This is a genomic window from Streptomyces sp. NPDC051217 (assembly GCF_044455465.1).
Classification (GTDB): domain Bacteria; phylum Actinomycetota; class Actinomycetes; order Streptomycetales; family Streptomycetaceae; genus Streptomyces.
The window spans coordinates 29,691-43,670 of sequence record NZ_JBITEV010000019.1; the positions used below are offsets into that span (position 1 = coordinate 29,691).

General features: G+C 70.2%; 10 protein-coding genes and 2 pseudogenes. 4 read left to right on the forward strand and 8 right to left on the reverse strand.

The genetic code is table 11. From position 1 onward, the window contains the following. Positions 1-10 precede the first annotated feature (10 nt). The gene (locus tag ACIBBB_RS31590) at positions 11-835 is read left to right on the forward strand and encodes a CU044_5270 family protein (RefSeq protein WP_398988084.1); all 825 of its coding nucleotides are present in this window, start codon (positions 11-13) and stop codon (positions 833-835) included. A gap of 98 nt (positions 836-933) precedes the next feature. Here ACIBBB_RS31590 and ACIBBB_RS31595 read toward each other — a convergent pair. The 7 genes and pseudogenes from ACIBBB_RS31595 to ACIBBB_RS31625 all read right to left on the reverse strand — a co-directional run. Next, positions 934-1,833, reverse strand: a pseudogene (locus tag ACIBBB_RS31595) (endonuclease/exonuclease/phosphatase family protein); the annotation flags it as partial. 177 nt (positions 1,834-2,010) lie between these two features. Continuing rightward, positions 2,011-3,237, reverse strand: coding sequence for an oxygenase MpaB family protein (locus ACIBBB_RS31600; protein WP_398988086.1), 1,227 nt, complete (start codon positions 3,235-3,237; stop codon positions 2,011-2,013). Between the two features lie 90 nt (positions 3,238-3,327). After that, entirely contained in the window at positions 3,328-4,380 is a 1,053-nt protein-coding gene (locus ACIBBB_RS31605; protein WP_398988088.1) for a polyprenyl synthetase family protein, read from the reverse strand. Beyond that, on the reverse strand, positions 4,373-4,717 hold the full coding sequence (locus ACIBBB_RS31610; RefSeq protein WP_398988090.1) for a hypothetical protein: 345 nt from the start codon (positions 4,715-4,717) through the stop codon (positions 4,373-4,375). The genes ACIBBB_RS31605 and ACIBBB_RS31610 overlap by 8 nt, the downstream gene beginning before the upstream one ends. Positions 4,718-4,872: 155 nt before the next feature. Beyond that, positions 4,873-6,624: an L-arabinonate dehydratase gene (araD, locus tag ACIBBB_RS31615; protein WP_398988092.1), complete on the reverse strand. Its 1,752-nt coding sequence runs from the start codon at positions 6,622-6,624 to the stop codon at positions 4,873-4,875. Further along, complete coding sequence (locus ACIBBB_RS31620; protein WP_398988093.1) at positions 6,621-7,532, reverse strand: dihydrodipicolinate synthase family protein; 912 nt, start codon at positions 7,530-7,532, stop codon at positions 6,621-6,623. Before ACIBBB_RS31620 ends, araD begins: the two co-directional genes overlap by 4 nt. Then, positions 7,529-8,173, reverse strand: a complete 645-nt coding sequence (locus ACIBBB_RS31625) for a GntR family transcriptional regulator (RefSeq protein WP_398988095.1) — start codon at positions 8,171-8,173, stop codon at positions 7,529-7,531. Before ACIBBB_RS31625 ends, ACIBBB_RS31620 begins: the two co-directional genes overlap by 4 nt. 400 nt (positions 8,174-8,573) lie before the next feature. Here ACIBBB_RS31625 and ACIBBB_RS31630 point away from each other — a divergent pair. The 3 genes and pseudogenes from ACIBBB_RS31630 to ACIBBB_RS31640 all read left to right on the forward strand — a co-directional run bounded on the left by ACIBBB_RS31630 (position 8,574) and on the right by ACIBBB_RS31640 (position 11,182). Next, positions 8,574-10,035 (forward strand): annotated as a pseudogene (locus tag ACIBBB_RS31630) (aromatic amino acid lyase). After that, positions 9,969-10,517 (forward strand): hypothetical protein, encoded by a 549-nt coding sequence (locus ACIBBB_RS31635; protein WP_398988097.1) that lies wholly within the window; start codon positions 9,969-9,971, stop codon positions 10,515-10,517. Before ACIBBB_RS31630 ends, ACIBBB_RS31635 begins: the two are co-directional and overlap by 67 nt. After that, complete coding sequence (locus ACIBBB_RS31640) at positions 10,514-11,182, forward strand: O-methyltransferase (RefSeq protein ID WP_398988099.1); 669 nt, start codon at positions 10,514-10,516, stop codon at positions 11,180-11,182. The genes ACIBBB_RS31635 and ACIBBB_RS31640 overlap by 4 nt, the downstream gene beginning before the upstream one ends. A gap of 70 nt (positions 11,183-11,252) precedes the next feature. Here ACIBBB_RS31640 and ACIBBB_RS31645 read toward each other — a convergent pair whose 3' ends face one another. Continuing rightward, complete coding sequence (locus tag ACIBBB_RS31645; protein WP_398988101.1) at positions 11,253-13,622, reverse strand: glycosyl hydrolase family 95 catalytic domain-containing protein; 2,370 nt, start codon at positions 13,620-13,622, stop codon at positions 11,253-11,255. Between the last annotated feature and the right edge of the window lie 358 nt (positions 13,623-13,980).

The following is a 13,980-nucleotide window of genomic DNA, read 5'->3' on the forward strand; positions in this document are numbered from 1 at the left end:
CTCCCTGTCCGTGCCCGGCTCCGGCGGCCGGTTCTCAAGGGGGTACGCACCAGCGCGGCGCGGTGTTCAACCCCCGGACGACTTTCTCAAAGTTTCAAGGACTCCCGTGGGAGATCCGAGCGGCGTCGCCCTCAAGAGCGACGTACCCACCGTGCGGGACGACCAGTTCCTCTACACACGGTCCAAGGTCCGCGACGCCGACGTGACCAGCGGCAGGGCGGTCGTCGGCCCGCTGTCGGACCGGGAGACGTGGACCGTGCAGGAGCAGGGGCCCCTGCGGAAACTCGGACTCCTCCGGGTCGACGGCGAAACCCTCCCGATCAACGCCGAGTTCGGTGACGAGGGCGGCACTCCGGCCGGGCTGAGCCGGCCCACGTACCGCTGGCTCGCAGCCCTTCCCACCGACCCCGACCGCCTGCTGAACCACCTCTACGCCCACACGCCGAAGGTCCCGGGCCAGGAACGCGCGCAGACCGTGTTCGACCAGATCGGCGCGCTCCTCGGCGGCGTGATGCCGCCGCGTACCGCGTCGGCCCTCTACCGGGCCGCGGCGAGGATGCCGGGAGTCACCGAGGCGCCGGAGGCCCACGACGCGATCGGCCGGCGGGGCGTCGGCATCGCCCGCGACGACACCGGGTTCGGCACCCGTACCGAATGGGTCTTCGACGCGAAGGACTTCACCTTCCTCGGCTCCCGCAGCTATCTGACCAGGGACACCTCGTACGGGAAGTCCGGCACCCTCCTCTCCAGCAGGGCCGAGATCGCGCGTGGCGTCGTCGACAAGGCGGGAGCCACGCCGGCCCGGGAGCCCGCGGAGAGCGTCCGCGAAAGCTAGGTCCTGTCCGGAGGCCCCAGGGCGTGTGGTGAGAGTCCCGTCCGGCTCACGGCGCCTGGCACGCACGCCCCAGGGTCGACGGAATCCGCGCCGAGCCCTGTGATCCCGGCGGCGACCGGCAAGTGGTCGCTGCCGGTCGCGGGCAGGGTACGGATATGGGCCACGGTCGCCGAGCGGGTCATGACCTGGTCGATCCGGGCCAGCGGGAAGGCGGTGGGGAAGCTGAGGGCGAAGCCCCGTTCGGCCACATTCATCCGTGAGGTCAGCGGGGTCAGCCCGCGGTCCTCCACCGTGCCGTTGAGGTCGCCCAGCAGGATCACCCGCTCCACCCTTTCGGCGGCGAGCGCCTTGCCCAGCAGGCCGGCGCTCTCGTCGCGCGAGGACGACGCGAGGCCGCTCGCCCCGAAGCGGACCGACGGCAGGTGGGCGACGTACGCCGCGATGTCGCCGTGCGGCGTGCCGACCACGGTCCGCAGCCCCCGATTCCACTCCTCCGGGATTCCCCGTGGCTTGATGTCCAGCAGCCGGGTGCCGGTCAGCGGATGCTTCGACCAGAGACCGACGGTGCCCCGGACCGCGTGGTACGGGTAGTCGGGGGCGAGTGTCCTCTCGTACGTCGTCAGTGCCGGGGGCACCAGCTCCTGGAGCGCGATGAGGTCGGGCCCGGCGTCCGCCAGGGCGCGGGCCGTGCCCGCCGGGTCGGTGTTCGTGTCGCTGACGTTGTGCTGCACCACGACCAGGTCGTACGTGTCGGCCTGCGCACCCGCGGGCAGGAGCAGCCCGCCGAAGAGATACATCCAGGCCGCCACCGGCAGCAGCAGGGCCACCAGCGCGATGACCGAACGGCGCAGCAACGCCAGGACGAGCACCACCACGATCACCAGGCCCAGCCACGGCAGGAACGCCTCCAGCGAACTGCCCAGGCGGCCCGGGGAGTTGGGCACGGCCCGGTGGAACGCCAGCAGCACGGCCGTCAGCGCCGCGAGCGCGGCGAGCACCCGCCCCCGGCTCCGGGCCGACCGGCCCGGGGTCCGGGCAGCCCGCTCCCGGATCCATGCCGACCGGCTCCGGACCCGGACCGACCGGCCCCCGGCCGACCGCCCCCGCGCCTCCGCCGACTCCGCGTCCTCCCGCACCTGCTCCACCATGGCTTCCCATCCCCTTGACCGTGCTCATCAAGACGAATGATCAGGTGGATCAGTTTCCTGGGAGCGGGCGGCGTCCGCCGGCTCCTCTCCCCGAGCGGAGAGGACAGGGGCCGGGGGAGTCCAGCGGCGGTTGCGCGGGACGTCGGAGGAGAGGCCGTACTCCTTCTTCAGCTGCTCGGGGATGGCGTAGTGCATGACGCGGCCACGCGTGAGGGAGGACAGTTCGAGCACGGTGGTGAGATGGCCGAGGCGGTCCAGGGCCCAGGCACCGAACGGTGAGTGGTCCTCAACGGTTTCCAGCACATTCAGCAGCACGGGCACCGCCTTGACGAGGGTGTCCCAGTGGGTGCGCGGCACCTCCAGCCAGTCGGCGCTCGTGTCACCGATCAGATGGCGGATGAGCGCGGACACGACGGGGTCGAGAAGGGTGCCCGGCACCACTTCCTCGTACAGGTCGATCAACTGCCTTGTGAGATCGGCGCCTTCAGGGCTCGGGCCCATATGGCGCGCCATGTACAGGTCTGAGAAGTGGCGCGCCTCGTCCAGATTCGCGGGTGCGTGCTCCTGGTCGATGCCGAGCATGGCGCCCACCACCCGCCAGGCGTAGAAGTACGACTCCGCCCCGGCCACGCTCATATGGATGCCGAGGCGGTGCAGGGCGTCCAGGACCTGGATCGAGAACATCATCTGCCCGCCGATCATGTCCTCCTGACAGATCGGCGTCCCCAGCCGCTCCACGTCCCAGCGCCCCTCGCGGGCGAGATGGCGGCGGATGGACGCGTGCAGGAGCCGGACCTTCTGGGCGGCGGGGATGAACCGGCTGCCCGCCTCGAACGCGTTCGGCTGCATGAGATAGACGGTGAACTGCCCGGTCTCGGCCATCCGTTTGGAGGGGTACTTGAGCGAGTGGGTCGCGAGAAGCAGCTTCGCGATGTGCGGGACGACGTAACAGGCGGGCATGGAGGCGAAGGACAGCGCGGTGGAGATGTGCACGTTGTTGTCGATGAAGAACATCCGCGCTTTCTCCATCTCGTCCCAGTCCACCCAGGCCGGCGGCCCGGAGGTCTGGTTCAGATACTCACGGGCCACCTCCGGCAGCCCGTCGGGAAGTTCCTGCCCAACGGTGGAGACGTACCGCATCAGGGAGTTGAACGTGCCCACCTCGCCGCGCTCGAAGAGCGTCGCGACGGTGGCGTCGGCCAGCTCGTCTCCCGACAGGCGCAGGGAGTCGAGGGAGTGTTCGGTGTAGGCCACGGACGAACCTTTCGAGAGGTGGGGGGCTCCAGAACCGGCGGCGGACGGTGGCCGACCGGCCTCACCCGGGCGGTCGTCCGGCGAGTTCGGTCAGTCCGGTCGGCTGGTGGCCGCCGTGGCCAGCTGGGTCAGGGACCGGTGGGCGATCCGCGGAAGCCCGGCGCCGCCCAGCGCGCCGACCGCGGCCCCGACCCTTTCGGTGATCATCTCCTCGACGCGCTCGCGCGCGCCGGTGCCCTCCACGATCGCGCGTACCCGCTCCAACTGATCGGCGCTGAGGGTACGGCGACCGAGGAGCTTCTCCAGCTCGCGCCGCTCGACGGGAGTGGCCGCCTGCTTGGTGAGGGCGATGAGGGCGGTGGGACGGGCGGCGGAGACATCGTCGGTGTTCGACTTGCCCGTGGTCGCGGGGTCGCCGAACAGGCCGATGAGATCGTCCCGCAGCTGGAACGCCTCACCCAGCGGGAGGCCGTAGTCGGTGAACACCTCCAGCAGGGCGGGATCGGCGCCGGCGACCGCGGCGCCGATGTGCAGGGGATGCTCGACGGTGTACTTGGCCGTCTTGTAACGGATCACCTTCAGCGACCGCCGTACGTCGGAGTCGCCCTCGGTGTGCAGCAGTTCCAGCGCCTCCCCGGCGATCAACTCGCGTGCCAGCACGGCCCACAGGCCACGGGCCTGGGCCAGATAGGCCGCGGGCAGCCCGCAGCCGGTGAACATCTGGCCGGCCCACGACATCAACAGGTCGCCCGCCAGTATCGCCATCGACCGGGCCCGCTCCTTGCGGCGCGGTCGTCCCGTGAACGCGTCGCGCAAAGCCACATGGGCGGTCGGCAGGCCGTGCCGCAGAGCGCTGTCGTCGATGATGTCGTCGTGGACCACGGCGGCGGCGTGGACGAGTTCCATGCTCGCGGCCGCTCGCACCATCGCGTCGCTGTCCGGCTGTCCCCCCGCGCGCCAGCCCCAGTAGCAGAAGGCCGATCGCAGCCGTTTGCCGCGGGCGGTCACCGACGTCAGGACGTCGACGAGGGGCGCGAGTTCGGCGTCCAGCGCGAGGAGAGCCTCGGCCTCCGTCGCCACGAACTCTTCGAGTTCCCGGTCGACGCGGGACTTGAGCGCCGTCTGTTCGGAGGGCTCAGACACCGGTGCCGCCGGCGGCGGCCGCCCGGAGCTGTGCGTGACGCGCGAGGACCTCCATGTGCGCCTCGCCCCCGGTGCCCAAGAGGCCGCCGCCCGACGGGCCGGTGCCCGTGCCCGGTCCGTTGGCGCCGAGGCGGTCGAGGGCCAGTCGGCCGCGTGCCTGGAGGTCCCGCCGGCCCTGCGCCGCGAGCGAGCCGACGTCCGAACGGCCGGCGAGACCGCGTACGGCCCTCAGCGCCGACCCGCACGTGCTCAGCGCCAGATCCGCCAGACCGGCCAGCAGGAGGACCGGACGGCCGCCGCTGTCACCGTCCTGATGGACATCTTTCGGTACGTGCACGGTCCCCACCCCTCTGCCCGAAGGCCGGTCACGTGTGTGCCCGCCCCTGACAGCAGAGTGCCTGGCAGCCGGCGCGGACATGCGCCGGATACCCCATCAAGTGATCAGTCGTTCAGGTGTACGGCAGGCCCGTGCCCAGCCCGTTTCCGCCGGTGTCAGCCCACGTACGGGTCGGGTACGTCTCCGGGCCGGGCGAGGAAGGCGAAGTCGCACCCCGTGTCGGCCTGGGTGATCTGGTCCTCGTAGAGGGCGCCGTAACCGCGCCGGTAACGGGCGGGCGGTGGAGTCCACTCGGCGCGGCGGAGCGCCAACTCCTCGTCTGTCACCTGGAGATGGAGGCTGCGCGCCTCGACGTCCAGGGTGATGAGGTCGCCGGTGCGGACGAGGGCGAGGGGCCCGCCGACGTACGACTCGGGCGCGATGTGCAGCACGCACGCGCCGTAACTCGTCCCGCTCATACGGGCGTCGGAGAGCCGGACCATGTCCCGTACGCCCTGCTTCAGCAGGTAGTCGGGGAGGGGGAGCATGCCGTACTCGGGCATGCCGGGGCCGCCCCTGGGACCGGCGTTGCGCAGGACCAGCACATGGTCCGCGGTGAGGGCGAGCGCCGGATCGTTGATGGTGCGCTGCAGCTCGCGGTAGTCGTCGAAGACGACGGCGGGCCCGGTGTGGCGCAGCAGCCGGGGTTCGGCGGCGATGTGCTTGATGACGGCGCCGTCCGGGCAGATGTTGCCGTGCAGCACGGCGACACCACCCTCGTCGGCGAGGGGGTTGTCGCGCTCGCGGATGACGTCGTTGTTGTGCACGAGGGCGCCTGCGAGCTGTTCGCGCAGCGTGGCGTGCGCGACGGTGGGGCGATCCAGATGCAGTACGTCGGCCAGCCGGGACAGGAAGCCGGGCAGTCCGCCGGCGAAGTGGAAGTCCTCCATCAAGTACCTGCCGCCGGGGCGGAGATTGGCGAGTACCGGCACGGTGCGGGCGACGCGGTCGAAGTCGTCGAGGGTGAGGGAGATGCCGGAGCGGCCGGCCATCGCGATCAGATGGATGACCGCGTTGGTGGAGCCGCCGAGCGCGAGGACGGTGGCGACGGCGTCCTCGTACGCGTCGGGTGTGAGGATCTTCGAGAGCCTCACGTTCCGTCGGACGAGGTCCACGACGCGCCGTCCGGACTCGGCCGCCATCCGTTCGTGTCCGGAGTCGACGGCCGGGATCGAGGAGGCTCCCGGAACGGTGACGCCCAGCGCCTCGGCGGCGGCCGTGAGGGTTGACGCCGTGCCCATGGTCATGCAGTGGCCGGGGGAGCGGGCGAGGCCGGTCTCCAGTTCGGCCAGCTCGTGGTCGCCGATGAGTCCCGCGCGTCTGTCGTCCCAGTACTTCCACATGTCGGTGCCGGATCCGAGGACTTCGTCGCGCCAGTGTCCGGGGAGCATCGGCCCGGCCGGTACGAAGAGGGCCGGCAGGTCCACGGACGCGGCGCCCATCAGCAGCGCCGGTGTCGTCTTGTCGCAGCCGCCCATCAGGACGGCGCCGTCGACGGGGTAGGAACGGAGGAGTTCCTCGGTCTCCATCGCCAGCATGTTGCGGTAGAGCATGGGGGTCGGCTTCTGGAACGTCTCGGAGAGCGTCGACACCGGGAATTCCAGCGGGAATCCGCCGGCCTGCCAGACGCCGCGCTTGACGGCCTGGGCGCGTTCGCGCAGATGGACATGGCAGGGGTTGATGTCGGACCAGGTGTTGAGGATCGCGATGACCGGCTTGCCGAGGTGTTCCTCGGGGAGGTAGCCGAGCTGGCGGGTGCGGGCGCGGTGGCTGAAGGAGCGCAGGCCCGAGGAGATGCCGCTGCCGTACCACTGGTGGCTGCGCAGGTCCTCGGGGGCGAGGAGTCCGTCGTTCTCGGGAGCCGTCATGCCGGCCAGCCGGCGATGAGGCCGGCGACCTCGGCGCGTACGGGCTCGGGCAGTACGTGACTCGGCGGGCGTACGTCGCGACGGCAGAGCCCCAGCACGGCCAGTGCTTCCTTGACGACGGTCACGTTGTCGGCGGAGTGCCGTGCCGCACGCAGTTCCTCGAAGGGCCGGATTCGTTCGAAGATCGCCATGGCGGATCCGTAGTCCCCGGCACGCAGTGCCTCCAGCATCCCCAGCGAGAGCGCCGGGGCGACATTGACGAGGCCCGAGGTGAAGCCGGTGGCGCCGCCCGCGAAGTACGAGGGGGCGTACATCTCGGCGAGGCCCGCCACCCACACGAAGCGCGCCAGGCCCGCGTCACGCGCGATGGCGGCGAAGCGCGCGGCGTCCGGCACGGCGTACTTCACGCCGATGACGTTGGGACACAACTCGCCCAGCTCGGCGAGGGTCTTGCCGTGCACCCGCGGATCACGGATGTACGGGACGACTCCCAGCTCCGGCACGGCTTCGGCGATCGCACGGTGGTAGTCGATCCAGCCGCCCCGCGAGACGTACGGATGGACCGGCTGGTGGACCATCACCATCGCGGCACCGGCCTGCCGGGCATGCTCGGCGGCTGCCACGGCGGTCGGCACCTCAAGTCCGACGCCGACGAGGACCGAGGCTCCTCCAGCCGCTTCCTCGACGGTCAGTTCGGCGACCGTGCGGCGCTCGTCGGCTGTGAGGGCGTAGTACTCACCGGTGTTGCCGTTGGGGGTGAGCGTGCGCACTCCGCCGTCGATCAGCCTCCTCAGGAGGGCGCGTTGGGCCTTGGTGTCGACGGTGCCGTCGGCGGCGAACGGCGTGACGGGGATCGCCACGACATCGGCGAGGGCGCCCCGCGCCGCGTCGAGACCCGGGCTTGTCATAGGTGGTCTCCCTCGGGAAACGCCCTCCGTACGAAGGAGGCGATGTGGTCGTGCAGGGCGAGAGCGGAACCGGCGGCGTCACCGGCCAGCGCGAGACGCAGGATCTCCCGGTGCTCGTCGGCCTCCGACTCCCAGGACGGATGGGCGGCCCAGGCGACGGTCGACACGAGAGCGGCCTGGTCACGTACCTCGTCGAGCATCCGGATCAACAGCGGGTTGCCGCACGAGACATACAGCTCGCGGTGGAACTCCCGGTTGGCGAGGGACCGTTCGGCCCGGTCCACCGTCTCGTCGGCCCTGAGCAGGGCGTCACGGGCGGCGCCCAGGGAGGCGCCCCGGCCGAGCGAGCGCCGTAGCGCCTCCGGCTCCAGCAACAGCCGTACGTCGTAGACCTCGTGGGCCATGCCCGCGTCGACGGCGCGCACGGTGACGCCCTTGAACTGGCTCATCACGACGAGCCCGGTACCGGCGAGCGTCTTCAGCGCCTCGCGCACCGGAGTCTTCGACACTCCGAATCGCGCGGCGAGTTCGGTCTCGACCAGGGCCTGGCCGGGGGACAGATCGCCGATGAGGATGCCGCGCCTGATCGCTTCCAGAACGAACTGGGTGCGGGAGGGAATCGGGCTCGGAGCGAAGGCCATGGGCGCTGCTCTCACCTCTCGCGTCTCATATATGACGTATGAAGTACGACGCGATGAAGCTAGGACCACCGGGACGCTTCGTCAATGCCCCACGCGAAAGTCCCGCGGGCACTGGAACTCGGCAGCGTTTCCTGCGGGGTGGTCCGTCGTTGATCAAACCGCACTCCAGCACCCCAGCAGCTGTCGCCGACATCGCTCCGGGGCGACGCGCCCGAGTACACGAACCGCAGGGAATTGAGCCATGCTCCTGGACTCCGACCGCCTCTCCACGATCCCGATCCCGATCACGGGCCGGCTCACTCTCGATGTGCTGGAGCGGGCCGGTCTCCCCCTCGACTTCGAGCCCGGCCCCGAAGTACGCCAACGGGTCGCCGAATGCCGCGAGTTCACGCTGCTGGCCATGGGGGACGGACAGCAGGTGTACGGGGCGACCACCGGGTTCGGGCCGCTCGTGGGGTTCCCCGGCCGTGACAGTGGCGCGGAGCAGTGCGACAACGCGCTCAACCATCTGGTGGCCGGGCAGGGGGCGGACCTGCCGCCCGCTGTCGTGCGCGGCGCGCTCACCGTCCGGCTGTGGTCGCTGTGCCAGGGCCGTTCCGGTGTTTCGCCCGAGGTGGTCGACGCGCTCCGCGCGGCCCTGAAGACCTCGTTCGCACCCGCGGTGCCGACGTACGGATCGGTCGGTGCCAGCGGAGACCTGATCCCCCTGGCCTACGCGGCACGGGCCCTGCGCGGCCAGGGGCACGCCTACCTCGGCGCGGAGCGCCTCCCGGCGGACGAAGCGCTGCGACGCGCCGGTCTGCGTCCGCTGGAGCTCGACGGGCGTGACGCGCTCGCGCTGGTCAACGGAACATCGGTGACCGCCGCCGCGGCCGGTCTGGCACTGGTGGGGCTCCGGCGCTCGTACGAGGGTGCGCTCACCCTCAGCGCCTGTCTCACCGACCTGCTCGGAGCCGCACCCGCCTTCCTCGCCCCACAACTGCTCCGGGCATCCGGACGCCGTACGGGCCGCCGCCGCGCTGCGCGAGCGGCTCGAAGGCATGGTCCCCTCGGGCGACCGGCCACTGCAGGAGCCGTACAGCATTCGCTGTACGCCGCAACTGCTGGGCGCCGCCAGGTCCTCGCTCGGGTACGCGGCGCGGGTGATCGGTGATGATCTCGCCGGGGTCAGCGACAACCCGCTCTTCTTCGCCGAGGACGGCCTGGTCGCCCACGGTGGCAACTTCTTCGGCCAGCCCGTGGCCTTCGCCGCCGACCTCCTCTCGATCACCGCCACGCAGATGGGCAACCTGGCCGAGCGCCAGCTCGACCTGCTGGTCGATCCGCACCGCAACGGAGGGCTGCCACCGATACTGGCCGCCGAACCGGGCCGTCAGCACGGCGTGCAGGGTGTCCAGTTGGCCGCGACCGCCACGGTGGCCGCGATGCGCCGGGACGCCGTACCGGCCTCCGTACAGAGTCTGCCGACCAATGGCCACAACCAGGACGTCGTTCCGTTCGGCACCCAGGCCGCCCTGACCGCCCTCGCCCAGGCGGAGCGGCTGCGCTGGCTGCACGGCTCGCTGGCCGTCGCCGTGCGGCAGGCCGCGCATCTGTCCGGGCGTCGGCCGACCGCCCCGCGGTGCTCCGATGTCGTGGGTCGTCTGATCTCGGCGATCCCACCGGTGGACCCCGACCGGCCGCCTTCGCCGTATGGCAGCTACAGGCCCGCGCCCTGCACGCGATCGCCGCGACCCCCGAACCGCCGGCACAGCGGGGAGTCGGCTGGGCGGCGACCCTGTACGACGCCTACTCCGTGCTTTTCCTCTACACGGGCAGTTGCTCGCCGGAGCTCTACGCCGCCGTCGTACGCCCCCGCATAAGCGCGGCGCACCCGGCGTTCAGCGGCGCGTGGGCCCGTGACTACGCCGCGGTTCCGGCCGCCCTGCGCGTCGTCCGGGGCCGCCACCCGGCGTCCCTCCTCGCTCCGCTGACCAGCGCCGCGCGGGACAATCAGCGAGTACACATGGCGGTAGCCGGAAAGCTCGTGCCCAACGGCGCTTCCCTGCTCCAGCAGGCCGGGCGGCACCCAGCCGACATTATTTCCGCTGCCGAACACGACTTGTACGACGCGTACTTCGGTGTGCACCGGCGTCTCGTATGCAGCCTCGGCTACGAGGCACAATTGGTCCGCCGCCTCGCCCAATGCGCGAGCGACATCACCGTGCACGGTCTTGGCCCGAATCCGGACGGATGCCCCGAACGCTTCACGCACGACGCGCTCCCCCTGCTCACCGCTCCCGCGGAGTACCTCGCGGCACAGCAGGCGACAACTCCACTCCTCCGTAAGGAACTCACCACATGAGCAGCCACCCGGACCAGATCAAGTCGGTCCCCCTCACCCCGGACCTGTACGACTACATCGTGGCCCAGGCGGAACCGCCCACCCCCGTTCAGCGACAGCTGATCACCCGCACCCGGGCACTCGGCGGGCCCGCCGAGATGCAGATCCCGCACGAACAGGGCGTCCTGCTCACCCTGCTGGCGCGGCTCACCAACGCCCGCCGCATCGTCGAGGTGGGCACCTTCACCGGTTACTCGACCCTCGCCCTGGCGGAAGCGCTGGCGCCCGGAGGCCGTGTCCTCACCTGCGACATCTCCACGGAATGGACCGAAATCGCCCAGGAGGCATGGAAGGAGGCGGGCCTCCAGGACCGCATCGAACTCCGGATCGCCCCAGCCCTGGAAACCCTGGGGTCCCTGCCCGCGGAGCCGCTCATCGACCTCGTCTTCCTGGACGCGGACAAACCGGGCTACCGCGCCTACTGGGACGAACTCGTACCGCGCGTACGTCCGGGTGGCCTCCTCCTCGCCGACAACGTGCTGTACGGCGGAGCGGCGGCCGGCGCCGACGCGGAGGGCAACGGCCTGGCGATCCGGGAGTTCAACGCGTACGTCCGGGCCGACGACCGGGTCGAGTCCCTTCTCCTGCCCATCGCGGACGGCCTGACCATCGCCCTCAAGCGCTGAGGGGCCCGCGGGCACGGCATGAATTGATCGGGCGTCAGGCCGAAGCGCCACCCGTCGTCGGGCGACACGCTCAGGAGACGCGCACCGTCGTGGATTCGCCGGGCTTCAGGGTGATCCGCTTGCGGAAGTCGCCGGCGCGTAGTTCGGTCGTTCGCCCGCCCACGCTGCGGATGGTTGCCGTAGTCGCCTTGCCGTCGCGCCAGGACAGATCCACCTCGAAGCCGCCGCGAGCGCCGACGCCGCTCACCGAACCCTTGTCGGCCCAGGCACGGGGGAGGGCCGGCAGCAACTCGATCACGCCTGGGCGGGAGTAGAGGATCATCTCCAGAGCGGCGGCGGCGCCGCCCAGGTTCGCGTCGATCTGGAAGATCGTGTAACTGCCCTGGCTGTACATGTCGAACCAGTTGGCCGAGGTGCCGTTCCCGTTGTTCATCGACGGGCGCAGGATCGTCAGGTAGAGCTGGTACGCCTTCTCCGCTTCCTTCAGGCGCGACCAGCACAACGACCGCCATGCGCACGCCCAGCCGTAGCTGTCCATCCCGCGCGCGGTGAGCAGTTCGCGGACACCGTCGAGGAGTGTCTTCGGGCTGGTGTCGGCGGCGATCCTGTCGCCGGGGTAGAAACCGATCAGCGGGGAGAGGTGACGGTGCGTGGTCTCACCGAGGTTGTCCGGGCTCATCCACTCCTCCAGCCAGCCGGTCTTCGGGCTGACCCGCGGCAGGTAGAGCCTGGCCTGCATCGCGGCCAGCTCGGCCGCCAGCTTCTCGTCCCGGCGCAGCACCGCGGACGCCGTCCCGAACTCCTCGAAGAGCTCCCACACCAGCTCCTGCCCGTACGTGTTGCCCTTGCCGTCCGGGCCGTGCTCCGGAGACCAGGCGGTGTCGTCGATCAGCACCTCACGCGACGTCCCGTCCGGATCGGTGATCGTCTCGGTGATCAGCCGGGCGCCCCAGAACTCCGCCGCGCCCTTGAGGACGGGGTAGATCAGTTCGAGATAGTCCCGGTCCTGGCTGTACTCGTAGTGGCGCCACAGCGAATTGCAGAGCCAGGCGTTGCCGGACGGATGCCAGACCCAGCCGCTGCCCCCGTGAATGTTCGTGGAGAACGCCACCGCCCAACCGGCTATGTTTCCGGTGCTGTTACGGAATCTGTTCTTCTCGCTGTTGTAGAGCCGCTTGGTCACATCGGTCCACACCGGCAGCTGGGACACGCAGTACTTGGCGAAGGCCAGGGAATTCTCGCCCAGTCCGGCGGGGTCGGCCAGCCAGTAGTTCATCTGGACGTTGATGTCGGTGTGGTAATCGGCGTACCAGTCGGGTTTGTTGTTGTGCACCCAGATGCCCTGGAGGTTCATCGGGAGCCAGTCGCGGGATCCGGTGATCGTGAGGTAGCGGCCGTACTGGACGTACGCGGCCTCCAGTTCAGGGTCCGGCTTCGACCGGTCGGTGTGTCGCACCGCGAGGCGCGACCACGAGTCCAGCGAGCGCTGGACCGGGGACGAGTCGCCCAGGTGGATGCTGAAGCGGTTGTAGAGGCGCTGATAGTCGGCCACGTGGGTGTCCAGCAACGTGCCACCGGAGACCTTCGCCGCGGCTGCCACCTTCGCGCGGGCAACGGCAAGGGGAGCGGTGGACGTATCGCGGAAGTTCTTCGCGGCATCGGGGGAGTAGTCGGTGCCCCCACAGACCACGATCAGCAGTTCACGGCAGCCGGTGAAGGTGATTTCGTCATCCTCCACACGGACCCGGCCGGTGGTACTGACCGCGGTCACGGCCGCGGCGTAGCGCAGGTCGTTGCCCAGCGTCCCGGCGAACGACAACTGCCCCTTGTCGCCGGACGTGGTCTCGTCGTGCGTGCCGGACAGGGAGATCGTGCCGGTGTGCGGGCCGTCGCCGGTGAGCCGGACGACGATCACGTCGTCCGGGTGGCTGGCGTAGATCTCGCGGCGGTAGCGGACGCCGCGGTATCGATAGCGCGCCGACACCACGCCGTTGCTCAGGTCGAGTTGGCGGCGGTAGTCGCTCACGGCGTCACCCGAGTGGCCGGGCAGCGCGACGCGGAGCTTGGCCAGCAGACCGAAGCTTCCGAAGTCGTCCGCGCCGTAGGGAAGTTGGCCGTCGTCGGTCAGCGTGTCGTTACGGCCGCCGGTCCAGAAGGCGCCGTCGGTGAGGTAGAGGTAGTCGTCCACAGGGTCGCACCCGGTCAGCGCGCCGAGCCGGCCATTGCCTACCGGCAGGGCCTCTTGCATGATGCTCGCCTCAACGGCGGGCGTGGAGTACCAGATTGCCGTGGCCTTGCTCTCCGGTACGAGATCCACGCCGGAGGGGCGGACGGGTGCGGCATGCGCCGCGAACGGGCGGAGGCCACCGGCGAGGGCGAGGCCGCCACCCGCGGCGGTTCCGGTGATGCGGAGAAAATCACGACGAGACGAAGCGGGCACAGTTGGGGTCCCTTCCAACGGGCTTCACGCAGAGTGTCGTCGGCAACTATTCATAAAATACGAGGAACGCGTCAAGGGTTAGCGCACGCAGGCATCCGATCTCTACAGGCCACTCGATCGCTTTGGGCCCTATTTGTCACCCTGTGCGGCACCTGATCGCCGGGTGTGATCTCGTTTCGGCTCATGAGATCGGATGATTCCTGTCGGCCGGGGAGGGCGCTGAGGAAGTCCGCGCCCTACGCGCGCAACCTGCGCGCGAGCAGACGCCGACGGCCCCCGGTACCGCCCCATCCGGCCGGTGCCGGGGGCCGCCCCTGATGTCACCGCTCTCGTTAGGTGACTATCATCCCTATATGGG

What these genes read in the sequence shown, in the direction of transcription:
- araD (WP_398988092.1), bottom strand. Translation starts at nt 6,624, where the DNA reads ATGACGGCTCCCGAGAACGACGGACTCCTCGCCCCCGAGGACCTGCGC.
- ACIBBB_RS31620 (WP_398988093.1), bottom strand. Translation starts at nt 7,532, where the DNA reads ATGACAAGCCCGGGTCTCGACGCGGCGCGGGGCGCCCTCGCCGATGTC.
- ACIBBB_RS31625 (WP_398988095.1), bottom strand. Translation starts at nt 8,173, where the DNA reads ATGGCCTTCGCTCCGAGCCCGATTCCCTCCCGCACCCAGTTCGTTCTG.
- ACIBBB_RS31640 (WP_398988099.1), top strand. Translation starts at nt 10,514, where the DNA reads ATGAGCAGCCACCCGGACCAGATCAAGTCGGTCCCCCTCACCCCGGAC.